Here is a 23,882-nt window from a genome sequence, read left to right as displayed (position 1 = left end):
AAACATCTAACATATTATTGAGCACATTTTTTAATTCTATTAATTGTGGATTGTGAGGATTCTCTACAATTCTAGCTGTTAAATCTCCATCCTCTACTGCTTTAGCTGTTTCTGCTGATTGAGCAATGGCTTGGGAGTCTTGTTTAAGTCCTTCTTCAATGTTTTGGATATTTGTATTAATTTCTTTTGCCATTGCGCCAAATTCATCTTTAGAATCCAAAGTAATAAGTGCTACATTTGTAGAATTATTATTAATAAATCTAAAGAAATTGCGCAAATTGGATTGTAAAACACGCACACTTGAAACAAGATTAGCATAAAGCATCCAAAGAATCGGAGCTACGATGACAAAAAAGCACACCACACTAATGATAAATGCTTTTATAAGTGTTGCATTAATGTTATCAGTAATGGCATTAATAATGCTATTAGAAGCTCCTGTTATATGCGACGCAAGTGTATCTACATAAACCCCGGTTCCTAGGAAAAGGTTATCTGTATTTGGAATCATCACAGCATAAGCAACCTTTTGTGCTTGTTCGTGTGCCATCTGGCAAAGGTTTTGAAAAGGTGTAATGCACAAATTTTGTTTCTTTATCCTGATGTTTAGCAGTCTCAAAAAGTTCGCGCACATAATACACGCCATTGACATCTTTTGCATCATACAAGGATTTACCAATCAAATCTTTACGCGTTGGCAATGCTACTACGGTATGTGCTCTTTATAGGCAAAATAATATCCGCTCTTATCGTCTTCAAAGCGAAATTTTTCAATCCCTGTTGCGATAATTTGGATTTGTGTTGCTTCATAAAGACCACGCACCAACTCCCAAAAAGCATTTGCCAAAGAATCTGTGGCAAGCTTTAGTTTTTGTTGAGTTTCTTCATTGATATTATTGTGGATTGCAACGCGTGTATACGCAACAATACTATTCTCATAATACATTATAATTCCACCAGCTATAATAAGCCCTGCTAACACGCCAAAGACTAGCGTTATAATCTTTGCTTTAAGCGATAAATTTTTATACATTAACCCTGCCCCTAAGAAAATTTTAAATGTAACATTTAAATTTATGTTTTATTTACTTAAAAAAATCCCTTAAATTAAATTTCAAACAGAATTAAAATAAAATTTTTACAAAAAGTAACTCAAACTGCTTTTGCCAAAACGCTTTGTTTTAAAATGCACAAACGCACCTATTGTCTTTGGAATTGCGAGTTTAGAGCGATGTTCTAAGGCAATCAAACTAAAAATATTAGAATCCAAACTTTCTACCATCTTAAAACATTTTGCATAAATGTCCTCTGCATTCTCACGCACATCAAAGGGTGGATCAATGTAGCCAATACAAGGTGCTTGTAATGTTTTTAAAGCCCTAGAATACTCCCTAAAAGTATCACCAAAAATAAGTTTATAAGATGTAGTATTGTTACAAATGTTTTCCAAATTAGATTCCAACACAGCAAAAGATTTTTTATTTTGCTCAAAAAACAGCGCAAACTTTGCACCACGACTTAACGCTTCAATCCCAACACTTCCACTTCCTGCAAAAAATTCTATAAAATTTGCCCCCACAATATCCGCACTTAGTGTGTTAAAAAGCGATTCCTTTAAAATTGCCTTTGAAGAGCGTGTAACTTCCAAAGGTGCCATTTGCAAATTCCGCCCCTTATAAATTCCACCAATCACTCTTAAAGTTGGAATCTTAGCCACGCTTTTCCTTTAAATGCTCCAAAATCGTTGTTTCAATCTCTTTTGCATAACGCTTTAAAATCTCTTCCATTTTTATATTCAAATCTCCTAAAAATAGAGAATCCGTATCTGTGTTTAGAGAATGTATTTCTTCACTCCTTACATCTATGCTTGGCAGAATTGCTTCCTTGCTATTTCTCTGACTTCCATCTTTTAGCGTGTAATAAAAGAATTCCAATTCCTTTAATAAAAGCTCCTTAGTAAATGGAATCTTCAAATGCGCACCTTCCATATCACCAATTAAAAACACAGGCTTTTGGGATTCCACAAATTGTGTCGCCACCACAAAATCACACAATTTATAACTTGTTAAATATTCTTTTAAATACATCTCCAAACTTCTATCTAGCAATAAGGAATCACAAATTAGCGCAATTTTCATTCTATTTCCTTAATCAATTATAATGATTAATTTTACTAGCTTTTCACCTAAGATTCCATATTTTAGAATCTTTTTGCTATAATCTGCAAATTTTTTACAAAGTATAGGAGCGAAGAATGAAAGTTATGGTAATCCAAGGACCAAACCTAAATATGCTAGGAGTGCGAGACCCACGCATTTATGGACCAGTAAAGCTTGAAACAATCCACGAAAATATCCAAACTCAAGCACAGCAAATGGGAGTAGAAGTAGAGTTTTTTCAAAGTAATTTTGAAGGTGAGATTGTAGATAAAATCCAAGAATGCTTTGAACAATTTGATGGAATCATCATTAATCCAGCGGCGTATTCACACACATCTGTGGCAATCCGTGATGCAATTGCTGCTGTTAATATTCCAACCATTGAAGTGCATATTAGTAACATACACGCTAGAGAAAAATTCCGCCAAGAGAGCTTAACAGCAGCAGTTTGCGCTGGAGTAATCGCAGGATTTGGACCATTAGGATACCACTTAGCGTTAAATGGGCTTACGCAAATTGTTAGCGAACTCAATGCGGTTAGAAACGCGCGCCAACAAGCAGAACAACCACAAGGGTAGTCAAATAAGGGGGCATTAATGTTAGCTAGCAAAGTGATGCTTTCCATTGAGCCAAGTATTTACATTCCAAAATGCTATGGTGTGCGCATCATAGGTGCAGCATCATAAAATGCCAATCAAAACATCTGCTAAGACACACTTACCAAGCAAGCATTGCTATGGCGTCAAAACCTATGCTCTAAAATCGCTAGACAAGGATTTAATAGAGCTTATCCCTAAAACACATAAAAAAAGACGAAATCCAACATTTAAAACCACGCAAATCCCCCGTTTTACACAAGTGCGCAAACCTAATCCCTATCGCCTTTTCAAAGCTTATAGCAAGCTAAAGGATTCTGTAATTTTAGGTGTTGGGGCAAATTGCGGAGAGTCTTTGGTGCGTTTTTGGAAGCTTTTTAAAAGACTCTCTTGTAAAAATGCTATAATTGCTACTTCACCGATTCTAAAAAACCCAGCCTTTGGTTACACACAACAGCCAGATTTTTATAATATGATCATTTGGCTAAAAACAAAACTTGGGGTTGCGGATTTTTGGAGTTTTTGCGCATATTTGGAACGCTATTTTGGGAGAGAGCGCAAACGCCCTTTTAAAAATGCACCGCGCACGCTAGATTTAGACATTATCGCTTTTAAAAATCAGCGCATTGCTATGGGGAGTTTAGAGATTCCACACAAGGCTTGGAGTGAGCGTCAAAGCGTTTGGATTCCGCTTACACATTGCAATTAAAGCTTGGAGGATGCTATGAAATTATTTACCTTTACCGCAGAAACTGGCGCACAAGCACTTGCAGAAGCCAAAAAAGAACTTGGCGATGAATTTTCAATCATTGCACAAAAAAAACTAAATGACGGCAAATACGAAGTTTCTGTAGCAATTAGTGAAGAGGATTTAAAACAGGCTAAGGCAAAACAACAGCAAGAAGAACCGCCAAAGACAAATAATATTGCACAACGCCTAGAGTTAATCGCACAAAAAGAAATTGAAAGAAAACGCATTGCACAAAGTATGCCTCCACTCCCAGAAGATGTATCCTTACAACTCTCTGATGCAGTGCGTCAAATTTCACAAATTGCAGGCATAGAGCCAAAAATCCCGGCAAAATCCCCTTATGGAGAGCAAAAAACAAATCAAGCCCCCACAAAAACACAAACCCCACCCCAAAAACAAATGGAATCTAAAAAAAAGGAATCCCAACCTGATGATTTGCGCCTTATTAAAGGTGAGATTGATCGCTTAAATGACAAACTAAAACTCATCCAAAATATGTTTTGGGAAGAGAGAGGTCCAAAGCGCGATGGACTAATCATTCCGCACGAATTTGCAGAGATTTATAGAATCACAAAAGCAAGCGGAATGGCAAAGGAACATTTAGAGAAAATTATGCAATTAACCCTAGAACTAATGCCTATTAAAATGCGTGAAAATTCTGTGCTAATCAAACGCTATTTTAGGGAGGTTTTACGCAAAATGGTAGTTGCTAGGGCTGAAAATTTAAGCAGCAATGCAAAAAACATTATGATGCTTGTTGGTCCAACAGGCGTGGGAAAAACAACTACCCTAGCAAAACTTGCAGCACGCTATTCTAGGCTACTAAATAAAAATTACAAAGTTGGAATCATAACGCTTGATACTTACAGAATCGGTGCAGTGGATCAGCTAATGTTTTATGCAAAGAAAATGAAGTTAAGCATTGATACGGTGGTGGATACTGAAGAGTTTGTCAATGCACTAGAATCTTTAAAATATTGTGATTATATTTTAATTGACACGGTGGGAAGCTCCCAGCACGATAGAGCAAAGCTAGAATCGCTAAAGAGTTTTGTTAATGCTGACCCAAACACGAAAATTGATGTCAGCTTAGTGATGAGTGCTACCACAAAATACGAGGATTTAAAGGATATTTACCACACATTCTCAACGCTTGGAATTGACACTTTAGTTTTTACCAAGCTTGATGAAACACATAGTTATGGCAATGTGTTTTCACTCATTTATGAAACCAAAAAGCCTGTAAGCTACTTCTCTACAGGACAGGAAGTGCCAAATGATTTAAGCGTTGCAACAAGCGATTTTTTAATTGACTGCTTGTTAGATGGACTGATAAAATGAAAAATCAAGCAGCAAATTTAGAACTCCTTATTGACTCTAAAAAAGCAACTAGCACGAAGTTTATCACCATAACAAGCGGCAAAGGGGGCGTTGGTAAATCCACATTTAGCGCAAACCTGTCTTATAAACTTTGGCAACTTGGTTTTAAAGTCGGAATCTTTGATGCAGACATCGGACTTGCAAACTTAGACATTATGTTTGGCGTGCGTTGTGAAAAAAATCTCTTACATGTGCTTAAAAATCAAGCAAGTTTAAGGGATATTATTCTTCCTATTGAACACGGATTGTATTTGATTCCCGGGGATTCTGGGACGGATATTTTCCGCTATAAAAGTGAGTTTATGTTTGAAACACTCATTGAGGATTCCGCCCTTTTAGATAGCCTTGATTTTGTAATTATTGACACAGGGGCGGGCATTGGCGAATACACACAAACTTTTTTAAAAAATAGCGATGAAGCCATTGTGATTACGATTCCAGATCCAGCAGCAATTACTGATGCCTATGCCACAATCAAACTTGCCGCAAATTACAAAGAGCGCATTTTTATGTTGATTAATATGACAAAAAACAACGATGAGGCGCAAATGATTTTTCAAAAAGTGCAAAAAATCGCACAAAGCAATATTGGCAAAATTAATCTTGAATGCATTGGAAAACTCACAAAAACAACGATGATTAATTATTACAGCAAAAATCGTGGAATCTTTGTTAAAGAAGAACCAAATGCAACGCCTTCAATGGAGATAGAAGAAGTCGCAAGGGCATTGGCTAAAAAAATGGAACGGAATGTGCTAGTGCAAGAATATAAAAGATTTGGGAAATTCCTAAAAAAGATTCTGGGTCATTTTTAGGAAGTGTAAGGAAACAGAATGCCTTTAAAAATGGATAATTTCTTAAGTTTTGCAATTGTCAATGGATTTTTCATCGGACTTTTATTATCCTTTTTAAAATTTGATGATCCTGCAATGATTGTAGCTGGAACTCTCATTTCTACAATAGGATTCTACCTCATCACTCTTATTAGCGTGTCTTTATTTGTGCGCTTTATTAACACACACGAGAATACAAGTAAAAAAGACGCTTATAACGCCCTTTTAGAAGAATACATTGATGAATTTGATAAGCGCGAAAAGGCAACAAACAAAATTCGCGGATTCTTACGCACAATGGAAAAAACAATGCGTGAAGAAGAACAAGAAGATTTACGCACTAAACCTAGCAAGACTGAGAGAAACAACTATGCTGACGACTTCTAATGGCTACCAAAATGCACTTAAGCGCGACCAAGACTCCCTAGCACTAGATTATCTCCCAGCCCTTAAAGCGATGGCTTTTCGCCTAAAAGAGCGTCTGCCTGCAAGCGTGGATTTCTCTGATTTAATCTCCATTGGCACAGAAGAGTTAATCAAGCTTGCACGCAAATACGATAGTAGTATCAATGATTCCTTTTGGGGCTATGCAAGACCGCGCGTGCAAGGGGCTATGCTTGATTATTTACGCTCCTTAGATCCGCTATCAAGGAATCTAAGAACGCTATGTAAGCGCGTTGATAAAGTGATTTCAGAATATTTTAATGAATATCAAGAAGAGCCTAGTGATGCGTATTTGAGTGAAGTTTTAGGAGAGAGTGAAGAAAAGATTAAAGAAGCAAGAATTGCAAGTGAAATTTATAGCATTATGCCCCTTGAAGAACAACTAGGTGCAACCCAAGAAAGCGCATTAGAAAGCGTGGAAAAAGAAGAGTTAATTGCAATTATTACACAAATCTTAGAACACGCAACACCCAATGAGCAACTTGTAGTGCAACTTTATTATTATGAAGAATTAAGTTTTAAAGAAATTAGTCAAGTGCTAGAAGTGAGTGAGGCTAGAGTTTCTCAACTGCACAGGGCTGTGATTAGAAGGGTTAGACAACACCTTGAAGAAAGGGGATTAGATGGCTGATATATTATCCCAAGAAGAAATTGATGCGTTATTAGAAGTTGTAGATGATGAAGGGGAGGAAACAGAAACATTAGAAAAGCCTGCTGTAGTCCAACAAAGACAAATCACGCTTTATGACTTCAAACGCCCAAATCGCGTTAGCAAAGAACAACTCCGTGCATTTCGTGGAATCCACGATAAAATGGCAAGGAGTCTCTCGAGTCAAATCTCTGCAATTATGCGCTCCATCGTTGAGATTCAGCTCCACAGCGTAGATCAAATGACTTATGGTGAATTTCTAATGAGTTTGCCAAGCCCTACAAGTTTCAATGTGTTTTCCATGAAACCCCTTGATGGCACAGGCGTTTTAGAGATTAACCCTAGCATTGCCTTTCCTATGATTGATAGGCTCTTAGGCGGTAAAGGCGACCCTTATGAATCCACAAGAGAATTTAGCGACATTGAATTAAATTTGCTTGATACGATTTTGCGCCAAATGATGCAAAACCTTAAAGAAGCGTGGGCACCTATTACAGAAATTTTTCCAACCGTTGATGTGAAGGAATCTAGCCCAAATGTTGTGCAAATCGTTGCACAAAATGAGATTGTTATTATGGTAGTTATGGAGATTATCATCGGGCATAGTAGTGGAATGATGAACTTATGCTATCCTGTTATTTCCCTAGAATCCGTGCTATCACGCCTTGCAAGCAGGGATATAATGCTAAGTGAAACTAGTGCAAAAAAATCAAGAAACAAAGAACTTCAAGCACTCTTAGGGGGAGCAAAAGTTAATGTTGCTGCAATTTTGGGCGAAACAAAACTCTCAATGCACGAAGTTCTTGACTTAGAAGTGGGCGATATTGTGCGCTTAGACCGCCCTGCTGATGATACGGTGATTATTAATGTAGATGGTAGAGAAAAATTTCTAGCTAGCATCGGATTACACCGCTACCGCAAAACCATTGAAGTCAAAGAAATGATAAAAACAGAAAAAGACCAAGTCAAAGAGATTTTAGAAATGCTTGAGGTGCAAAGAAAATCGCGCGCTAGCGAATTAGAAGAGGAGTAAAAATGCTAAATGATTTTTTAAAACTCATTGTCCAAGAAACAACCGCCACCATTGAAGGGCTATTAGGACAAGCACCAGAAGTTAGCCAGATAGAAGCCCAAGATGGCAAAAGCGATTCCATAAACCCCCCTATGGCAAAGATTGATATAAGCACTGATGATGGAGCAACTTTAGCATTTTTCATTTCACCAAAAGTTGCCACTGCTTTAGCTGATATGATGTTAGGAGGAGAGGGAGAAAGCAAAGAAGCAATGGATGCTGATGATTTAGACGCAACAAAAGAAATTGTATCAAATATTTTTGGTGCAATCTCCACTTCTCTTGGCGGACAAAAAGAACTTCCAAAGCTAAGTTTTACACTAAAGAATATCAATTTTACTCCTGATGGCGATTTAGGGCTTGGAAATTACAGCGGATTTTATACCTTCTCTTTTAACATAGGCTCTGTGCAAGATTACTTGTATTTTGGATTCTCTAGTGCATTTGAAAACCACTTTAGCCCAAACACAACAGCAAGTCCAACTCCTACACAAAGCATTGCAACAAATGACAATGCAACAAAAGTAGAACTTAGCAATTCTGAAATGAAAAATATGGCAATGCTTTTAGATGTGCGCTTGCAAGTGAAGGTTAGAATCGGACAGAAAAAAATGCTACTTAAAGATGTGATTGCAATGGATATTGGAAGTGTTGTAGAGCTAAATCAGCTAGCAAACGATCCTTTAGAAGTGCTTGTAGATGATAAAGTCATTGCAAAAGGGGAAGTCGTTATTGTAGATGGCAACTTTGGAATCCAAATCACAGAAATCGCTCCTAAAAAAGATAGGATTGATCAATTAATGTAAAAATTGCACTTTTTAGCTAAAATTCCATTTATGGACGATAGAATCAAGGCATTTATCACAAAACAGCATTTGCTTGCTCTTAGCGTAATTGATAACACAGATAGCACACATTTAAGCGTTTATAGCGCAAGCTGTTATTATGCGTTTGTTAAAGAAAATTTGAGTCTGTGTTTTAAAAGCGATTCCAACTCTAAACATATAAAATTAGCCTATGTTAATCCTAGTGTTGGAGTAATAATTGCAAAAGATTCTAACACTCTAACACATCTAAAAGGCGTCCAAATTCAGGCAACTTTCCGTAATGCTACACAGCAAGAACAAGGCGTTTATTACGATAAATTCCCCTTTGCAAGACTTGGAAGCGGCGAGATTTTTGCCCTTGATATTGACTTTGCCAAATACACAAACAATCAACTTTTATTGCAAAAAAAATTAACATACACAAAGGAATGAAATGAAAAAGGTTTTATTATTAATGAGCGGTGGCGTGGATTCTAGCTATTGTGCCTACCTTTTGCAAAAACAAGGCTACTTAGTCTATGGAGTGTATTTAAAACTCCACGATAAAGAGGAAAAGCACGCCTATTTTGTGCGTAATATTGAAAAATGCGCAAAACATTTAAACATAGAATATTCTATCATTGATGAAAGGGAGTTATTTAAAACAAAGGTTTATGATTATTTTGTGGAATCTTACAAAAAAGGCTTAACGCCCAATCCTTGCGCGATGTGCAATCCCTTTGTAAAATTTGGAATCGCATTTGATTTAGCCAATAAAATGGGATTTGATTATGTAGCAACGGGGCATTATGCGCAAATTAAAGAGGGCAAGGTTGCGCAAGGGGCGGATATGCACAAGGATCAAAGTTATTTTCTTTTTGGATTAAAGCCTGAGTGGATTTCGCGCATTATTTTTCCACTTGGGGATAAGATTAAAGAGGAGATTAAGCCTGTTGCCTTAAAAGAACTCTCTTGGCTTGGCACGCTAGAAACCTATAAAGACTCTCAAGAGATTTGCTTTGTGGAAAATTCCTACATTGATGTGCTAAATAAGCATTATAAGACGGAATCTAAAGGCGATGTGCTAGATACGCAAGGGAATGTGATTGGCACGCATAAGGGTTATATGCAATACACCATTGGCAAGCGCAAGGGCTTTACAATTAAAGGCGCACTAACCCCCCATTATGTGCTAAAAATTAACCCACAAGATAACACGATTATTGTAGGCGATAAGGAGGATTTAGCCACAAAAGAAGTGCGTGCGGCAAATTTCTCTTTGCCAAAGGAATATTTTAAAGACGACAATACCTTAGAATGCGAAGTGAAAATCCGCTACAAAAGCCATAAGGCAAAGGCTAGGATTGAGCTAGTTAAAGAAGCGCAAAAGGAAGTGATTGTAGCACATTTAGAGGAGCCTGTTTATGGTGTGGCAAGCGGACAAGCCCTTGTGCTTTATGATGGCTCTAAAGTGCTTGGCGGGGGGTTTATTCTTTAAGACTAAAATGTTAAAATCCGGCTTTTATTTTTAAGGACTCCCTATGATTTTTAGCTCTTACATTTTCATCTTTGCCTTTTTGCCTATTATGCTTTTAGGCTTTTATGGTTTAAGATATTTGAATCAAAACCTTTTAGCTAAGCTTTTCTTAGTGCTTGGAAGTTTGTTTTTCTATGCCTTTTGGGAAGTTAAATATTTAGGACTACTCTTACTCTCTATTGTGGTAAATTATGCAATCGCTTCACTAATGCTAAAGAATTTTGCTAAAAATAGTGGGGGGGGGGGGCAAAACAGGCTACTTTAATAAGTCCTAGATTCTATCTTTATGTTGGAATCTTTTTTAATCTTGCCTTACTTGGATTTTTCAAATACACAGATTTCTTTTTAGAAAATTTTAATCTACTCTCTAAACTTTTACATTTAGATTTTAATATCCCACTGCCCCATATTCTTTTGCCTTTAGCCATTTCCTTTTTTACCTTTCAGCAAATTGCGTTTTTAGTGGATTGTTATAAAGGTGTTGATAAGAAATTTGATTTTTTAGATTATTGCTTATTTGTTAGCTTTTTTCCACAGCTTATTGCAGGACCTATTGTGCATCACAAAGAAATGATGCCGCAATTTAAGTCTTTAAGTGTGGAGTGGGATAAAATTGCTAAGGGTGTGTTGATTTTCTCGCTTGGTTTATTTAAAAAAGTTTTCATTGCTGATAGTTTTGCAAAATGGGCAAATAATGGATTTAGCATTGTAGAAAAGGGCGAATTTTTAAATATCGCAGAATCTTGGGCTACTTCTTTATCTTATACCTTTCAGTTGTATTTTGATTTTAGTGGGTATTGTGATATGGCAATAGGTTTGGGATTACTTTTTGGAATCCTTTTGCCCATTAACTTTAACTCCCCTTATAAAGCATTAAGCATTACGGAGTTTTGGAGAAGATGGCATATTACTTTAGGGAGATTTTTAAAAGATTATCTCTATATTCCGCTAGGGGGCAATAGAGGCTCTAAACTTCTTACACTTAGGAATCTTTTTCTTGTTGCTTTTTTAAGTGGTGTGTGGCACGGGGCTGGATTTGGATTTATTATTTGGGGAGCATTACACGGGCTTGCAATGTGTTTGCACAGAATTTATGGCTATGTTTTAGAATCTTTAAATTTACACAAGGCTACATTTTTACAAAGTCGTTTGTATAAAGTCTTATGCTGGATTCTTACCTTTAACTTTTTAAATATGACTTGGGTGTTTTTTAGAGCAGAGAATCTCCAAGGGGCTTTAAATCTTTTAGCAGGAATGTTTGGGATTATGTGGGTGGAATTGCCAGATAAAATAAGAATGCCTTTGTTATTAAGTCGTATAGAAGGACGCAATGATACGGCGTTTTATCTCATTCTTGGCTTTATTCTTGTTCTATGCTTTTCAAATTCTATTCAAAAGCTAGATTCCTTTAAGCCTACGCTAAGGGGGGCGATTTTTACAGGAATTTTATTTTACACTGCCCTAGTTTGGCTTGCAGTTACACCTTATGTAGAGTTTATTTATTTTAATTTTTAGGAGTGGTTGTGTCTTATAAAAAATATTTGCTTTTAGCCTTTGTGGTTCCGCTTCCCTTTATCCTTGCATACATTGCCTTTTTTATGTTTATGATCCTTTGCAAATCTACCACAAGCCCTATTTTAGAGAAACAACATTTTCCACAGATATGAGAAGGCAAGCATTAGGGATTATTAAACACTATGATTTTGATTCCTTTATCTTAGGCACTTCTATGCTAGAAAACACTTCTGCAAAAGAGGCAAGTGGGTGAATATCTCCCTTGCAGCATCAAAATTTGGTGAGAGGGCTGTGATTTTAGACTATCTTTTCAAGCATAAAACGCCAAGGGCGTTTATTTACAGCATTGATGATATACACGCTGAGAATCCAAATGTCGCACATTATGATTTTTTATACAATGCAAATAGAATGGATGATATAAGAGTATATTTTAGCTTTAGATTTGCAAGCTGTCTTATCAAAAATGCTCCCAAGTGCGGACAAAAAGTAGAGTTAGAAGATTTGCTCAAATGGAACTTTAAAGAAAGGCGTGTGCTTCAAAATTTTGGTGGCTTTGAAAATTTTCCAAAAGGAGAAATGCGAGCTCTCTTAAAAGCAATCGCCTCTAAAGAAACAGGGCAAATAGAAATTTTAGACTTTCAAAATGGCTTTAATGCTTCCATCCTTCCCTTTATCAAAGCCCATCCTAACACGCAATTTTACTTCATCATTCCCCCTTATTCCACGGCATCTTATAAAATTGACAAAGGAAAATTTGAGAGACTTGCTTTAAGGCTAAAGTGGCTACTTCAACAGACAAAAGATTATCAAAATGTAAGCGTGTATGGCTTTGATAATCTCTCCTACACAGATAATATCGCAAATTACAGAGATTTTGTGCATTACAATAGCGATATGAACTCTTGGCATCTTGATGCAATTAAGGGCGGTGAGCATATTTTAACGCTAGAAAATGTTAATGCCTATCTAAAAACAATGGGGCAAAAAATACAAGCTTATGACATAGCCCCGCTTGTTGATATTGCAAAAAATACCTTAAAAGAGTGAAAATGTTTTAAGATTTAGCTAAAATTGCGTTTATTTTTCAAGGAAACTTATGCAAACAATTTATTTAGCAGGCGGATGCTTTTGGGGTGTGCAGGGATATTTTGACTTGCTTAAAGGTGTGGTTAGCTCACAAGTGGGCTATGCAAATTCTAAGGTGGAATCGCCTAGTTATCAGCAAGTTTGCAATGGAGAAACAGGAGCGGTGGAGGCGGTGGAAATCATTTTTGATTCCAACTTTTTAAGCCTTGAAGTGCTACTTAAACGCTTTTTTAGCATTATTAATCCCTTTGCACTCAATTATCAAGGCAATGATAGAGGCACGCAATATAGAAGTGGAATCTATACAAAAGACGCACAAATGCTACGGGAGATTAAAGGTTTTGTGGAGAATTTACAAAAGCAATTTTCTCAAAAAATCGTCACAGAAACAAGCCTGCTAGAAAACTTCTATCCCGCTGAAGACTATCATCAAAAATATCTAGCTAAAAATCCTAATGGATATTGCCACATTGATTTAAGCAAAGCAAAACAAGACATTTAGAGTTAGGCTTTTTGTTTTTGCTTTAAGGCTTTCTCAAACTTTTTGCGTTTAATAATGGAGAGTTTATCAATGAATAAAACACCATTTAAATGATCAATTTCGTGCTGCAAAGCAACTGCTAAAAAATCTTGTGCCAAAATCTCTTTTGGATTGCCATAGCGATCTTGATAAGAAATCTTTATGCTTGAAGCACGCTTTACTTCTTCGTAAAACTCCGGCACACTCAAGCAACCTTCGTTAAAAAAGATTTGACCATCTTTTTCTAAAATTTGGGGATTAATCACCTCCAATAAATCCTTTTTATGCTGATTGCCCTCTTCATCAGGGATACAAACAAGAAGTGCTCGGATTGGTTTTGCCACTTGGATTGCAGAGATTCCAACACCATTTTTTGTAAGCATTGCATCATACATTCCATCTAAAAGAGCGTGTAATTCCTCATCAAAAACTTCCACAGGCTTAGAAACCTGACGCAATAAAGGATTAGGATAAGTAATAACCTCTAACATCAACTAATCTCCATACACCACAAAAGAAACATTACCATTTGATGCCTTTTTAAGAGCGTCAAGTCCATTCTTTATAATCTCTTTTTGTTTAGAAAATGCATTAATCTCAACAATTCCCGTGCAAACACTCAAAGACAAATCCTCTTCGCCTAAAATAATATTTGTTCCAACTACTTTTTCAGCAAGGCGATTTGCAAAGCGTTTTGCAGCATCTTTATCCCTATGGCTTAACAGAATTCCAAAAATCCCTGCTTCATAATAAGCAACAATATCGCTACGATTTGCAACCCTTTGCAAAATTTTTGAAAGCGAACGATTAATCAAAATCGCTGTTTTATCTAAAGTAATACGACTTTGCAAACTTTTTGATACGCGCACAAGCAAAAGTGCTGATTTATAACCGCCCGCATTCACCGAACCTGCCTCAGCTATCACACGCTTTTCTAAAAAGCGTTTATTATAGATTCCATACACACTATTACAAATAACTTCACTACTGATTCCCGCAATAGAAGCGAGTGTTTTGTCGTGCATTGTTTTAATGTCTTGAAGTTGATGTCCCGTAACTTCGCTCAATTTATCTAACTCTTTTTGAAAAACTACGATAATGTTTTGCAAAGTAATCGCATTGGTAGTTGTTTCCACCTCTTTTGCGTGTTTTTTTAAAATATTTTGGAGCAATCTTAAATTTTTCAGGATAGAATCAACCTGATTTAAGGTGCTTGTCATATAACTTTGTGCCTTTAATACTTTAGATTCCAACGCTGCTTGCTTTTCCTCTGGACGCTGATCAACTTCTACATATTGAAAAGCATCATCTTTAAACTGATCAGATTTATTCTCTAAGAGCTTCTCAAAATAAATTTTATAATTATAAGGAGTAGGTAAGATTCCATTTGTATTTAACTCTTGGACAACCTGCAAACCATACTCCTCTAACGAATTTACATCATTGTCTGACTCTGTATCTTGGGTTGTAGCAGCAGATGGAGAAGAATCCGTTTCAAAAGACGAAAAGGAATTTGTATTCTCTAAATTGGATTCCTCAATGCCATTAGCCTCAAAACTTTGCAATCCATCAAAGGAACCAAAATCATCTTTCACAACGCACCCCTTATTTCAAACTTTTTTCCAAAACACTATCAATCAAGCCATATTCTTGCGCTTCTTTGGCACTTAAATAAAAATCCCTATCTGTGTCTTTTGCAATTTTTTCTAAGGGCTGATTTGTATTTTGCGCTAAAATCGCATTTAAACTTGCTTTTAAGCGCAAAATCTCTTTTGCTTGGATTTCAATCTCTGTTGCCTGCCCTTGCGCTCCACCTAAAGGCTGATGAATCATAATGCGTGAGTTTGGTAAAGAATACCGCTTACCCTTTGTGCCACAACTTAACAAAAATGCCCCCATACTTGCGGCTTGTCCAATACAAATGGTGCTAATATCTGGCTTAACATAATGCATTGTATCATAAATGCTTAATCCACTTGTTACAACACCACCGGGGGAATTGATGTATAAATAAATGTCTTTTTCAGGATCTTCAGCTTCTAAAAATAACAATTGCGCAACAATAGAAGATGCCAAGCCATCGTCAATTTGTCCACTCAAAAGGATAATCCTATCCTTTAACAGCCTAGAATAAATATCATACGCACGCTCTCCGCGCCCTGTTTTTTCAATCACCGTTGGCACATAATACGCCATATCATACCTTTTTATCCAAAAGTGTTGTAAGCACCTTATCTTCAAGCATTGCCATTTTAACCGCTGGAATTAGATTGTTACTCTTATAATACTCAAACATTGCCTTAGGATCTTGGCGCATTGCCATTGCTTCATAATAAATTGTATTAATCACTTCATTATCTGGGATTTGAATATTATCACGCTTTGCAATTGCATCAATAAGCAAAGTTACGCGCACACTTTTTTGTGCATTTTCTCTCTGTTCTTCGCGTTTTGCCTGCATTGCATCTTTATCTTTTGCAAGCTTCTCTTGCTCTTCTTTTGGTAATGCCATAAACGCATTTCTAAGTAATAAATCCATTTCTTGCTCCACAATGGATTTTGGCAAGTCAAATACAATCTTAGCATTCAAGTTATCCACAAGCTTTTCTTTCAATTCATTATTATACACTTCCTGCTTTTTCTCTTCTTGGAGTTGCTCTTTTACCTTTGTTTTTAGACTATCTACACTCACTTCTTTATCATCAGGAAATAGCGTTTTTGCAAAATTATCATCAATTTCAATTTTGCCTTTTGTTTGAATCTCAAGCAACTTAACCTTAAAGACTGCGGGCTTTCCTGCTAAATCTTTTGCTTGATAATCTTCTGGAAAAGTTACATTAACTTCTTTTTCTTCACCCCTTTTCATTCCAATTAGCTGCTCTTCAAAACCTTCAATAAATGACTTACTACCCACTTTTAGCAAATACCCCTCTGCTTTTCCACCATCAAATGGTTTCCCATCAATAAAGCCTTCAAAATCAATCTTAGCAAATTCTCCATCTTTTAGTTTGCGTCTTCCATCTTCAATTTTCACTAATGGAGCTCTAGTGCTTGCAATTTCCTCTAAACGCTTTTGAATATCAGTCTCTTTGATTGTTGGAATCTTAACTTCTGGAATACAAGAATCTACATCATCAAGTTTGATTGTTGGTGCTAAACTAAGCTCAACTTCTAACTCAATTCCGTTATCTTTTTTCTGAAATTTTGTGATGCGGGGGTCGCCAAGCAACATAAATGCTTCAATATTTAACGCTTTTAAAATATCTTGCAATAAATCTTGCACACATTCTTTTTGTGCATCTTCTTCAAGCTGCTTTCCATAACGCTGTTTAATTGCTGAAGTTGGAACTTTTCCTTTGCGGAATCCATCTATTTTAAGATTTTTACTTGCTGCTTTTGTAACTTTATCTAGTTTTTTGTTTAGCGCATCTGCTGGGATTGTAGCCTGTGCTGTTGCATTTGCGCTATCTATTTTATTAACCTTTAGGCTTGCATTCATTCTCTCTATACTCCAAATTTTGAGATTTAAGGTAAGTCAGGGATTCTAACAAAACTTTTCTTAAAACTCCCAATTCTTTTAATTTTTATCTCCAATAATTTCACGCACTCCCTTAGAGTTTTCTTTACTTAGAAATCCTCTTTGTTGCATTTGCTCCACAATATTTGCCGCTTTATTAAAACCAATTCCTAGACGGCGCTGTATATAGCTAATGGAAGTTTTTCCATCTGCTAACATAATGCGCTTTGCTTCTTCATAAAGATCATCAGCCTCTCCATTAGATTGCATCTGCGTGCGCTCTTCCTTCTGCAAAAAGCGTTCATCGTATTGTGGCGGACATTGTGCTTTAATAAACTCCACAATGCGTTCAATCTCTTCTTCTGTGCTAAATGGGGCGTGCAAGCGTGTTACATTTCCACCACCCATTGCAAAAAGCATATCCCCATTTCCTAATAAGGATTCTGCTCCGTGGCAATCTAAAATCACTTTAGAATCAATTTTTTGTCCCACTTTATAGCTTATGCGTGAAGGAAGATTTGCTTTAATAAGCCCTGTTACAACATCAACACTTGGACGCTGTGTGGCAACAATTAAATGGATTCCACTTGAACGCGCCATTTGCGTTAAGCGTGAAATCGAAGCTTCTGCTTCTTTGCCTCCTGTCATCATTAAATCAGCTAATTCATCAATGATAATCACAATATAAGGAAAAGGCTCAAAGCCCTCCATTTCTGCTTTTTGATTGTAGCTTTCAATATTTTTAACTCTTGCTTCACTAATTAGTGCGTTGCGTTGCTCCATTTCTTTAACCGCTACATCAAGTGCAAAAATTGCATTTTTAGGATTTGTAATAACAGGGGTTAAGAGGTGGGGAATATCATTATAAATGCTAAATTCCACCATTTTAGGATCTACCATAATCAATTTAAGCTTATCAGGAGGGTTTTTATAAAGTAAAGATAAAATCATCGCATTAATCCCTACACTCTTACCACTTCCTGTTGTTCCAGCAATAAGTAAATGCGGAAGCTTTTTTAAATCTGTTACAAAAGGATTGCCTACAATATCCTTTCCTAATGCTAAAGTTAGTGATGAGAGAGAGTTTTTAAACAAATCATTTTCTAAAATTTCACGCAAATAAATCGTTTCTACTTGTGCATTTGGAATCTCAATCCCTACTACATCTTTACCCGGTATTGGTGCTTGGATACGGATTGTTTTAGCGCGCAAAGCCATTGCTAAATCATCTTGTAGAGTTAGAATGCGTGAAACCTTAACATTTGGACTTGGGCGAAACTCAAAAGTTGTTACAATAGGTCCTGAATAAGTGCGCACAATATCGCCTTCAATCTTAAACACACGCATTTTATTTAATAAATCATTGATTTTTCTATCAATTTCACTCTCATCAATTTCAATATGCGTTCTCTTTGGCTCTTGCAAAAACTCTAATTTAGGCAATTCATAATTTTTGGATTCCAACATTTGTGGAGTTTGTGCCATTTCTAAATTCTCTAAAAGGGCGGTGTTTTCTTCTAGTGTTTTGACGATTTCTACACTTTGAATCTGTGGTGCTTGGATAGGAATTTGCTCCACTTGCGTTTGTGCTAACTTTGTGTTTTGTTCTTGTAATGTTTGTAAAGCTTGGGGTGGCGTTTGCTCTAATGCTTTTAATTCTATTTGTGATGCTTGTTGTGCTTTTAATTGTTGTGGAGTTTTAGATTCCATAGTTTGCTTGATTTGTTCTATTGCAACAGGCTGTGGAATTTGTCGCGCTGGCTCTTGGTAATGCACATAACCATAATCAAAAGTTGGAATCGCATTTGGAATTGTTGCGTATTGTGGCATTGTGGTTTGTTCCACTAACATCTGGGTGGGCATTTGTGCTTGCATTGTAGATTCTTGTGGCGTTTTGGATTCCGCGTCTTCTAAAGATTGTGCGATTTCTTTAGGATTAGCAATTTTAGATTCCATATTTTGTGTAGCTTCAATGCTTGTCTGCTCTTTTGGAATCGTATTTTCTGTAATTGCAACACTTTCTTGCATTGCAACTTGAATTTGTGGAATTATGCTTTTAGATTCCGTATTTTCTGTTAAAGGATGCGTGCTTACCCTATCCCCATAATAAAAAATGGTTTTAGGAAGCACATCTTTCTCCTTTTGGCTTGGATATTCCCTTTGGAAGCTGTTTGTATCTACAAGGCAATCGTGCGTGCCAACTGATTCTTTATCATAATAAGCACTAAAAGGCGTTGCTGCATAAAGTTTTTTGGGATAAGACTTAATGGCTTGTTTTTTGGGGCTTTCTTTTTGAAAAGATTCTTGTTTTATTGGAGTTTGCTCTAACTCTTGCTCGCTAATGCTTTCTTTTTTAATAAGTTTGATTGCCTCTTCTTTTTGCTCTTCCTCTTTATAATAAACATCACTTTTCTCAAAACGCTTGAAATTTTCCAAACTTGCCATAGATTGTATTTGAAATTGTGCTGGGTTAAAAGCATCAGGTTGGACACTTTTTGCGCTGATTATGCGGATTGTTTCCTCTGAATTTTCTGCCTCTTTAAGAGATTTTTCTAACAGATTCGTCTCATACGCTGGAAACTCCCTATCCTGACGCAATGTGTCAATACCCTCCTCAAAACCATCTTGTGTAGAACTAAGCGCATTTGCAAGCTCGCTTTCTTGTTCTTCGCTAAAGTTAAAAGGGGCATATTCCTTAGGCGGAGGATTGTTTTTGCTCTGCTCAATGAGCTCCTCTAATGTCAAAGGGCGCAACTCTTCGTTTTCTTTTCTTGTTTGTTTTTGCGCTTGTGGTATCTCTTGTGCATTCGATACAGAATCGCTTTTAGATTCTACACCACTAGATTCAATATTTACAGCCCTTTTTGTAGGTGGAGTGAAAAATGCCTGTGTCTTTAGCCAAAAATATTTTAGACTTTCTATATCTTTGCGTAATTTGAGTTTAGAAGTCTTAGCTTTTTTAATGCCTCTTTGGAAATCCTCTTTTAATGCATTTAATAGAACGATATAAAGCTCTTTTGGGGATTTGTCAACATACAACACCACGCCAAAAATAAACATTGCAAGACTTAAGCCAAACACACCAAGGGAAGTAATAATAGGTTTTAAAACATTATTAAAGGCAACACCTAAGATTCCAGCATTTTGAAAAAAAAGCCCTTGCAAAACAAGAAGTGCAAAAGCAACCATAATTACGCCCAATGTTTTTTCTAAAAAGAGAGAATTTTTAAAATCTGGAATCATTTCTGTTTTATATAACATAAAAGCTGCACCAAATGCCCAAATGTAGCCAAAATAACCTAAAAGCCAAAATTGCACACGCGACAAAATGTTCAAAACATCTAATACCCCACCTAAAAGCGTTAATATTCCAAAAAGCACCAATAGGACTACGGAAAGCATTTTTTTGTTATTAAATTGCAACAAAATTTCTCTATAATTCCTTGCTTTTATGATAAAGTCCTTAAATGAGGTGGCAAGAGGGTGAGAGAATCGAACTCCCCAGCAAATAGACACCTATCCGCCCAAACGGGTTTGAAGCCCACGATGCCCACCAGCGACATATACCCTCCGCATTTATGTAAGAAACGAGAATTTAGCGCAAATTTACTTAATTTTCAATTTTTATCACACTTAAAATTCCACCATTTCTCTCTGCCTTTGACGATACACTGCGCATTTTGTATAACCCACATCTTTTGCTAACGCCTCTATTTCCCTGCGCTTGAAATTGATTTGTTCTAGTGCGTGCGCATCACTTCCAAAAGTAATGGGAATTTCAAATCCATAGCACATCTCTAAAATCTCTCTGCTTGGATATTGCTCCCCTACTTCTTTACGGAATCCTGCAGCATTTATTTCTACACTCATATTTGCCTGCTTAATAGCTTTTAATGCAGCCTCAATCTCACTTCTTAAATCTCTTGTAGGAAAGTGCTTAAAAATCTTTAGCAAATCCATATGCGCCACAATGTCAAACTTCCCACTCTTTGCTAAAGCCTGTGTTGCTTTAAAATACTCCGCCCAGCAATCATTAATATCACGCCTTGCATACTCTTTAATAAACTCCGGATTATCAAAGCTCCAATCCCCTAGAAAATGCACTGCACCAATTCTATAATCTAACGGAATCTTAAACAAAACATCCTCCATAAACGGAGGTAAAAAATCAATTTCAAGCGCACTTAAAATCTCAATTTGTCCCGCATATTTTTCTTTTAAAACTTGAATGGAATCTAAATACAAAGACAATTCATCAAAACGCATTCTATATTTTGCATCAAACTTCATAGGATTATGGCAAGAAAAACCAAAAACTTCAATCCCTTCTTCAATCGCCTTTAAAACATACTCTTCCATTGTGCCTGTAGCGTGGTTACACAAACTCGTGTGATTATGTAAATCTATGCGCATTTTTATTTCCTTAACCCATTTTCTTTTCCATCTCTTTTGTGATATGCAAGCTTAACACATGCTTATCAAAAACAGCAACATAAAAAATTGCATCAAAAATCTTAATATCTAACACAAATCCTTCTACCTTCACTTCACGCTTTTTTGTATCTTCTTGCAATGTTTCTGCGCGGAATAACACACCATTGCCTAACTCAATAGGAGCTAAAAACTTCACTTCTGCACCAATTATAATACCATTTGGCTCATTGACTGCTAAAAGCGCACAATATGCAGCACTAGAGAATAAATACCCAGAATGCACAAGCCCTTGTTTATCCAAAACCATTTTGCTTGTTGCCTCTAGTAAAACACTTGCCTTGCCATATCTTTGCTCTTTAATCACTCCATTTGCAGGATTAATATTTAAGCACACCTTTTGGATCACTGCATCATTATCAGTTTTATTTAAAAAGTCCTCTTCGTCTATGAGTTCTTCATCCACGCACATAACTCCTTTAAAAGTGCCACATTATAGCATAATTACACGTTTAAAATCTCTTGGCTTTTCAATGCTATTACTTGTATTATAAAAGTGTTACATATAATCTTTTAGATTCCATAAGAAGTAGAGAGCAAATGCTCAAACAAGAATGGCGACCCTTGAAAGATTCGAACTTTCGTTTATGCCGTGAAAGGGCATTATCCTTGGCCACTAGATGAAAGGGTCAAAAAGAATCCGCATTTTAACAGACATATCACGATTTTTTGCTTAAAAAGGCAAAGCTAAGACTCCACAGAAGCGATGCTCTTAACGCGCAAAAATGCTTTTATTGTATAATTGAAATTTATACTTCGTGATTCCCTTTTTAAGGAACAGGTATGGCACATACAAAGTCTAAAATTACAATTCTTGCCACAGGCGGAACAATCGCAGGCTCTATTAATGATTCCATTGCCACCACAGGATACACTGCTGGCACTCTTAGCATAGATGCACTCCTTCAAACACTGCCACAAATTAAAGATTTAGCAGATATTTCTAAGCAACAAATCGCAAACATTGATAGCTCAAATATGACGGATAAAATCCAGCTAAAACTTGCTAAAACAATCAACAAGCTTTTTATAAGCGGAATTGATGGAATCGTTGTTACACACGGAACAGATACTATGGAAGAAACCGCATATTTCTTAAATCTGACAATCAAAAGCGATAAACCTGTTGTTTTAGTGGGAGCTATGCGCCCTTCTACTGCCATAAGTGCCGATGGTCCTAAAAACCTTTATAATGCAATAGCACTTGCAGCAAACAAACAAAGCAAAGGCAAAGGCGTAATGGTAGCAATGAATGATAAAATCCAAAGTGCTAGAGATGTCGTCAAAACACATAGCTTAAACACAGATGCGTTTTCATCACCTAACTTTGGCAATTTAGGCTACATTGTAGATGGTAAAGTTTTTTTCTACAACAATGGAGTGAAACGGCACACTAAACAATCTCCTTTTGATACAAATCAATTAACAGCACTTCCAAAAGTGGATATTCTCTACACTTATTCAAATGACGGAAGCGGTGCTGCTGCAAAAGCTCTTGTTGCCAATGGGACAAAAGGCTTAGTGATTGCAGGAAGCGGTGCTGGAAATATCCACCAAAACCAAAAGGATGTGTTAAAAGAGCTTTTAAAGCAAGGAGTAAATATCGCTATTAGCTCAAGAGTTGTTGCAGGAAAAGTTATGCTCAATCATACAGATAGAGCATTGGGCTTTATCAGCGCAGAAGATTTAAATCCACAAAAAGCTAGAATCCTTTTAGCCCTAGCCCTTACAAAAACAAGCGACCCTAAGAAAATCCAAGAATATTTTCTAAAATATTAATTTGGATTCTAATAGCACCCTTGCAACTCTTTTGCGATATTTGTAGATTCCATTAAAAATGGATTCCAACTTTTGGAGTTTTGAATTTTCTAAACAAGCAAAGATCTTAAATAAAAAGTTTTGAAATAACTAGAAATTTCTCCTTTAACTTGAAAAACAAAATCTTAAAAGCCTTTGCACTTAAAGAGTGCTTGCAATTGCCTTTTTATGTGTAACAAGAAATTAAGTTCAAAAACAAAGATTTAAAAAAGTTGGAATCTAAAATGAAAGTTTAAAGAAATCAAGTGGTGCGCTGAGCGAGACTTGAACTCGCACGGGTCGCCCCGCCACCCCCTCAAGATGGTGTGTCTACCATTCCACCACCAGCGCAAACCTTAGGCAAAGCACCTAAGGATAACCATTATTAGCCTAAAAATGGATTTGCATAAAGTAAAATTAGCGCAATAACAAGGGTATAAATAACTTGCGCTTCAATCATTGCTAATGCAATGAACATTGTTGTCATTAATTTACCGCCAACGCCCGGGTTTCTAGCCATACCAGAGATTGTAGCAGCAGCTGTGCTTCCCATACCAATAGCCCCACCAAGAGCAGCAATCCCTAAACCAATACCAGCAGCAATTGCTGAATAAGACAACAGCATTTCATTCCCTTCAGCGGCAAATGCTACGCTAGCTAATGCAAAAAACACTAGAAATAATTTTTTCATATTTTCTCCTTAAAATTTCCAAAAAATTTCAAAGT

Annotated in this window: 26 protein-coding genes, 3 tRNA genes and 2 pseudogenes; 15 read left to right on the top strand and 16 right to left on the bottom strand. The window is 36.5% G+C overall.

Going from position 1 to position 23,882, the window contains the following annotated elements; all coding sequences use genetic code 11:
• From MRZ19_RS00275 to MRZ19_RS00255, 5 genes and pseudogenes are all read right to left on the bottom strand, one after another.
• A pseudogene (locus tag MRZ19_RS00275) lies at positions 1-550 on the bottom strand (chemotaxis protein); the annotation flags it as partial.
• Positions 492-701: a cache domain-containing protein gene (locus MRZ19_RS00270; RefSeq protein WP_291029159.1), complete on the bottom strand. Its 210-nt coding sequence runs from the start codon at positions 699-701 to the stop codon at positions 492-494. The gene MRZ19_RS00270 and the pseudogene MRZ19_RS00275, both read right to left, overlap by 59 nt.
• Positions 702-706: 5 nt before the next feature.
• Entirely contained in the window at positions 707-1,033 is a 327-nt protein-coding gene (locus MRZ19_RS00265; protein WP_291029157.1) for a hypothetical protein, read from the bottom strand.
• Positions 1,034-1,138: 105 nt separating this feature from the next.
• On the bottom strand, positions 1,139-1,717 hold the full coding sequence (gene rsmD, locus MRZ19_RS00260) for a 16S rRNA (guanine(966)-N(2))-methyltransferase RsmD (RefSeq protein ID WP_291029154.1): 579 nt from the start codon (positions 1,715-1,717) through the stop codon (positions 1,139-1,141).
• Entirely contained in the window at positions 1,710-2,138 is a 429-nt protein-coding gene (locus MRZ19_RS00255) for a hypothetical protein (protein WP_291029152.1), read from the bottom strand. Before MRZ19_RS00255 ends, rsmD begins: the two co-directional genes overlap by 8 nt.
• Positions 2,139-2,254: 116 nt before the next feature.
• Here MRZ19_RS00255 and aroQ point away from each other — a divergent pair, with 116 nt between their 5' ends.
• The 14 genes and pseudogenes from aroQ (at position 2,255) to msrA (ending at position 13,333) form a co-directional block, all read left to right on the top strand.
• The gene (gene aroQ, locus MRZ19_RS00250) at positions 2,255-2,737 is read left to right on the top strand and encodes a type II 3-dehydroquinate dehydratase (RefSeq protein ID WP_291029150.1); all 483 of its coding nucleotides are present in this window, start codon (positions 2,255-2,257) and stop codon (positions 2,735-2,737) included.
• 109 nt (positions 2,738-2,846) lie between these two features.
• Positions 2,847-3,464 (top strand): 2-amino-4-hydroxy-6-hydroxymethyldihydropteridine diphosphokinase, encoded by a 618-nt coding sequence (gene folK, locus MRZ19_RS00245; protein ID WP_291029148.1) that lies wholly within the window; start codon positions 2,847-2,849, stop codon positions 3,462-3,464.
• Between the two features lie 15 nt (positions 3,465-3,479).
• Positions 3,480-4,847, top strand: coding sequence for a flagellar biosynthesis protein FlhF (flhF, locus tag MRZ19_RS00240; protein ID WP_291029146.1), 1,368 nt, complete (start codon positions 3,480-3,482; stop codon positions 4,845-4,847).
• Positions 4,844-5,701, top strand: a complete 858-nt coding sequence (locus tag MRZ19_RS00235) for a P-loop NTPase (RefSeq protein WP_291029144.1) — start codon at positions 4,844-4,846, stop codon at positions 5,699-5,701. Before flhF ends, MRZ19_RS00235 begins: the two co-directional genes overlap by 4 nt.
• An 18-nt stretch (positions 5,702-5,719) precedes the next feature.
• A complete protein-coding gene (locus MRZ19_RS00230; RefSeq protein ID WP_291029142.1) occupies positions 5,720-6,106 on the top strand; it encodes a hypothetical protein in 387 nt (128 codons plus the stop codon).
• Complete coding sequence (locus MRZ19_RS00225) at positions 6,090-6,794, top strand: RNA polymerase sigma factor FliA (RefSeq protein WP_291029140.1); 705 nt, start codon at positions 6,090-6,092, stop codon at positions 6,792-6,794. The genes MRZ19_RS00230 and MRZ19_RS00225 overlap by 17 nt, the downstream gene beginning before the upstream one ends.
• Positions 6,787-7,845, top strand: coding sequence for a flagellar motor switch protein FliM (gene fliM, locus MRZ19_RS00220; protein ID WP_291029137.1), 1,059 nt, complete (start codon positions 6,787-6,789; stop codon positions 7,843-7,845). The genes MRZ19_RS00225 and fliM overlap by 8 nt, the downstream gene beginning before the upstream one ends.
• Positions 7,846-7,847: 2 nt before the next feature.
• A complete protein-coding gene (fliY, locus tag MRZ19_RS00215) occupies positions 7,848-8,690 on the top strand; it encodes a flagellar motor switch protein FliY (RefSeq protein ID WP_291029135.1) in 843 nt (280 codons plus the stop codon).
• Positions 8,691-8,720: 30 nt separating this feature from the next.
• Positions 8,721-9,143 (top strand): hypothetical protein, encoded by a 423-nt coding sequence (locus tag MRZ19_RS00210; protein ID WP_291029133.1) that lies wholly within the window; start codon positions 8,721-8,723, stop codon positions 9,141-9,143.
• A 1-nt stretch (position 9,144) separates the two neighbouring features.
• Positions 9,145-10,188 carry a tRNA 2-thiouridine(34) synthase MnmA gene (mnmA, locus tag MRZ19_RS00205; RefSeq protein WP_291029131.1) on the top strand — a complete coding sequence of 348 codons (1,044 nt, stop codon included), beginning with the start codon at positions 9,145-9,147 and terminating at the stop codon, positions 10,186-10,188.
• A gap of 43 nt (positions 10,189-10,231) precedes the next feature.
• A pseudogene (locus tag MRZ19_RS00195) lies at positions 10,232-11,742 on the top strand (MBOAT family O-acyltransferase).
• Positions 11,743-11,839: 97 nt separating this feature from the next.
• Positions 11,840-11,995, top strand: coding sequence for a hypothetical protein (locus MRZ19_RS00190; RefSeq protein ID WP_291029125.1), 156 nt, complete (start codon positions 11,840-11,842; stop codon positions 11,993-11,995).
• Positions 11,992-12,792, top strand: a complete 801-nt coding sequence (locus tag MRZ19_RS00185) for a hypothetical protein (RefSeq protein ID WP_291029123.1) — start codon at positions 11,992-11,994, stop codon at positions 12,790-12,792. The genes MRZ19_RS00190 and MRZ19_RS00185 overlap by 4 nt, the downstream gene beginning before the upstream one ends.
• Before the next feature lie 49 nt (positions 12,793-12,841).
• Positions 12,842-13,333, top strand: a complete 492-nt coding sequence (msrA, locus tag MRZ19_RS00180) for a peptide-methionine (S)-S-oxide reductase MsrA (protein WP_291029121.1) — start codon at positions 12,842-12,844, stop codon at positions 13,331-13,333.
• Positions 13,334-13,335: 2 nt separating this feature from the next.
• Here the strand turns inward: msrA and def are convergent, their stop codons facing one another.
• From def to MRZ19_RS00135, 9 genes are all read right to left on the bottom strand, one after another.
• The gene (def, locus tag MRZ19_RS00175) at positions 13,336-13,842 is read right to left on the bottom strand and encodes a peptide deformylase (RefSeq protein ID WP_291029119.1); all 507 of its coding nucleotides are present in this window, start codon (positions 13,840-13,842) and stop codon (positions 13,336-13,338) included.
• Positions 13,843-13,845: 3 nt separating this feature from the next.
• Entirely contained in the window at positions 13,846-14,946 is a 1,101-nt protein-coding gene (locus tag MRZ19_RS00170; protein ID WP_291029117.1) for a hypothetical protein, read from the bottom strand.
• Between the two features lie 10 nt (positions 14,947-14,956).
• Positions 14,957-15,547, bottom strand: coding sequence for an ATP-dependent Clp endopeptidase proteolytic subunit ClpP (gene clpP, locus MRZ19_RS00165; protein ID WP_291029115.1), 591 nt, complete (start codon positions 15,545-15,547; stop codon positions 14,957-14,959).
• A gap of 1 nt (position 15,548) precedes the next feature.
• Complete coding sequence (tig, locus tag MRZ19_RS00160) at positions 15,549-16,850, bottom strand: trigger factor (protein ID WP_291029113.1); 1,302 nt, start codon at positions 16,848-16,850, stop codon at positions 15,549-15,551.
• A gap of 78 nt (positions 16,851-16,928) precedes the next feature.
• Positions 16,929-19,313: a DNA translocase FtsK gene (locus MRZ19_RS00155; RefSeq protein ID WP_291029163.1), complete on the bottom strand. Its 2,385-nt coding sequence runs from the start codon at positions 19,311-19,313 to the stop codon at positions 16,929-16,931.
• Between the two features lie 1,028 nt (positions 19,314-20,341).
• A tRNA-Sec gene (locus MRZ19_RS00150) sits at positions 20,342-20,439 on the bottom strand.
• 62 nt (positions 20,440-20,501) lie between these two features.
• Positions 20,502-21,281: a histidinol-phosphatase gene (locus MRZ19_RS00145; protein ID WP_291029110.1), complete on the bottom strand. Its 780-nt coding sequence runs from the start codon at positions 21,279-21,281 to the stop codon at positions 20,502-20,504.
• Between the two features lie 10 nt (positions 21,282-21,291).
• Positions 21,292-21,771, bottom strand: a complete 480-nt coding sequence (locus MRZ19_RS00140; protein WP_320606422.1) for a hypothetical protein — start codon at positions 21,769-21,771, stop codon at positions 21,292-21,294.
• Between the two features lie 143 nt (positions 21,772-21,914).
• Positions 21,915-21,990: transfer RNA gene (locus MRZ19_RS00135), tRNA-Glu, on the bottom strand.
• A gap of 152 nt (positions 21,991-22,142) precedes the next feature.
• On the opposite strand from MRZ19_RS00135, the gene MRZ19_RS00130 reads away from it, so the two are divergent.
• Positions 22,143-23,138: an asparaginase gene (locus MRZ19_RS00130; protein WP_291029108.1), complete on the top strand. Its 996-nt coding sequence runs from the start codon at positions 22,143-22,145 to the stop codon at positions 23,136-23,138.
• Positions 23,139-23,423: 285 nt separating this feature from the next.
• Here MRZ19_RS00130 and MRZ19_RS00125 read toward each other — a convergent pair.
• Both MRZ19_RS00125 and MRZ19_RS00120 read right to left on the bottom strand, forming a co-directional pair.
• Positions 23,424-23,507 (bottom strand) — tRNA-Leu (locus MRZ19_RS00125).
• 34 nt (positions 23,508-23,541) lie between these two features.
• Complete coding sequence (locus tag MRZ19_RS00120) at positions 23,542-23,847, bottom strand: F0F1 ATP synthase subunit C (RefSeq protein WP_291029106.1); 306 nt, start codon at positions 23,845-23,847, stop codon at positions 23,542-23,544.
• Between the last annotated feature and the right edge of the window lie 35 nt (positions 23,848-23,882).

This window comes from Helicobacter sp. (assembly GCF_022770205.1).
In the GTDB taxonomy this organism is placed as follows: domain Bacteria; phylum Campylobacterota; class Campylobacteria; order Campylobacterales; family Helicobacteraceae; genus Helicobacter_D.
This window is presented reverse-complemented; position numbering and strand designations above follow the sequence as displayed.

Bases quoted from the DNA above. Each gene is read 5' to 3' on its own strand.
- MRZ19_RS00130 (WP_291029108.1), top strand. From the start codon at position 22,143: ATGGCACATACAAAGTCTAAAATTACAATTCTTGCCACAGGCGGAACA.
- MRZ19_RS00265 (WP_291029157.1), bottom strand. From the start codon at position 1,033: ATGTATAAAAATTTATCGCTTAAAGCAAAGATTATAACGCTAGTCTTT.
- fliY (WP_291029135.1), top strand. From the start codon at position 7,848: ATGCTAAATGATTTTTTAAAACTCATTGTCCAAGAAACAACCGCCACC.
- clpP (WP_291029115.1), bottom strand. From the start codon at position 15,547: ATGGCGTATTATGTGCCAACGGTGATTGAAAAAACAGGGCGCGGAGAG.
- flhF (WP_291029146.1), top strand. From the start codon at position 3,480: ATGAAATTATTTACCTTTACCGCAGAAACTGGCGCACAAGCACTTGCA.
- MRZ19_RS00155 (WP_291029163.1), bottom strand. From the start codon at position 19,313: ATGGCAAGTTTGGAAAATTTCAAGCGTTTTGAGAAAAGTGATGTTTAT.
- MRZ19_RS00235 (WP_291029144.1), top strand. From the start codon at position 4,844: ATGAAAAATCAAGCAGCAAATTTAGAACTCCTTATTGACTCTAAAAAA.
- MRZ19_RS00140 (WP_320606422.1), bottom strand. From the start codon at position 21,771: ATGTGCGTGGATGAAGAACTCATAGACGAAGAGGACTTTTTAAATAAA.
- mnmA (WP_291029131.1), top strand. From the start codon at position 9,145: ATGAAAAAGGTTTTATTATTAATGAGCGGTGGCGTGGATTCTAGCTAT.
- msrA (WP_291029121.1), top strand. From the start codon at position 12,842: ATGCAAACAATTTATTTAGCAGGCGGATGCTTTTGGGGTGTGCAGGGA.
- tig (WP_291029113.1), bottom strand. From the start codon at position 16,850: ATGAATGCAAGCCTAAAGGTTAATAAAATAGATAGCGCAAATGCAACA.
- MRZ19_RS00230 (WP_291029142.1), top strand. From the start codon at position 5,720: ATGCCTTTAAAAATGGATAATTTCTTAAGTTTTGCAATTGTCAATGGA.
- MRZ19_RS00145 (WP_291029110.1), bottom strand. From the start codon at position 21,281: ATGCGCATAGATTTACATAATCACACGAGTTTGTGTAACCACGCTACA.
- MRZ19_RS00210 (WP_291029133.1), top strand. From the start codon at position 8,721: ATGGACGATAGAATCAAGGCATTTATCACAAAACAGCATTTGCTTGCT.
- folK (WP_291029148.1), top strand. From the start codon at position 2,847: ATGCCAATCAAAACATCTGCTAAGACACACTTACCAAGCAAGCATTGC.
- MRZ19_RS00225 (WP_291029140.1), top strand. From the start codon at position 6,090: ATGCTGACGACTTCTAATGGCTACCAAAATGCACTTAAGCGCGACCAA.
- MRZ19_RS00255 (WP_291029152.1), bottom strand. From the start codon at position 2,138: ATGAAAATTGCGCTAATTTGTGATTCCTTATTGCTAGATAGAAGTTTG.
- fliM (WP_291029137.1), top strand. From the start codon at position 6,787: ATGGCTGATATATTATCCCAAGAAGAAATTGATGCGTTATTAGAAGTT.
- MRZ19_RS00120 (WP_291029106.1), bottom strand. From the start codon at position 23,847: ATGAAAAAATTATTTCTAGTGTTTTTTGCATTAGCTAGCGTAGCATTT.
- def (WP_291029119.1), bottom strand. From the start codon at position 13,842: ATGTTAGAGGTTATTACTTATCCTAATCCTTTATTGCGTCAGGTTTCT.
- aroQ (WP_291029150.1), top strand. From the start codon at position 2,255: ATGAAAGTTATGGTAATCCAAGGACCAAACCTAAATATGCTAGGAGTG.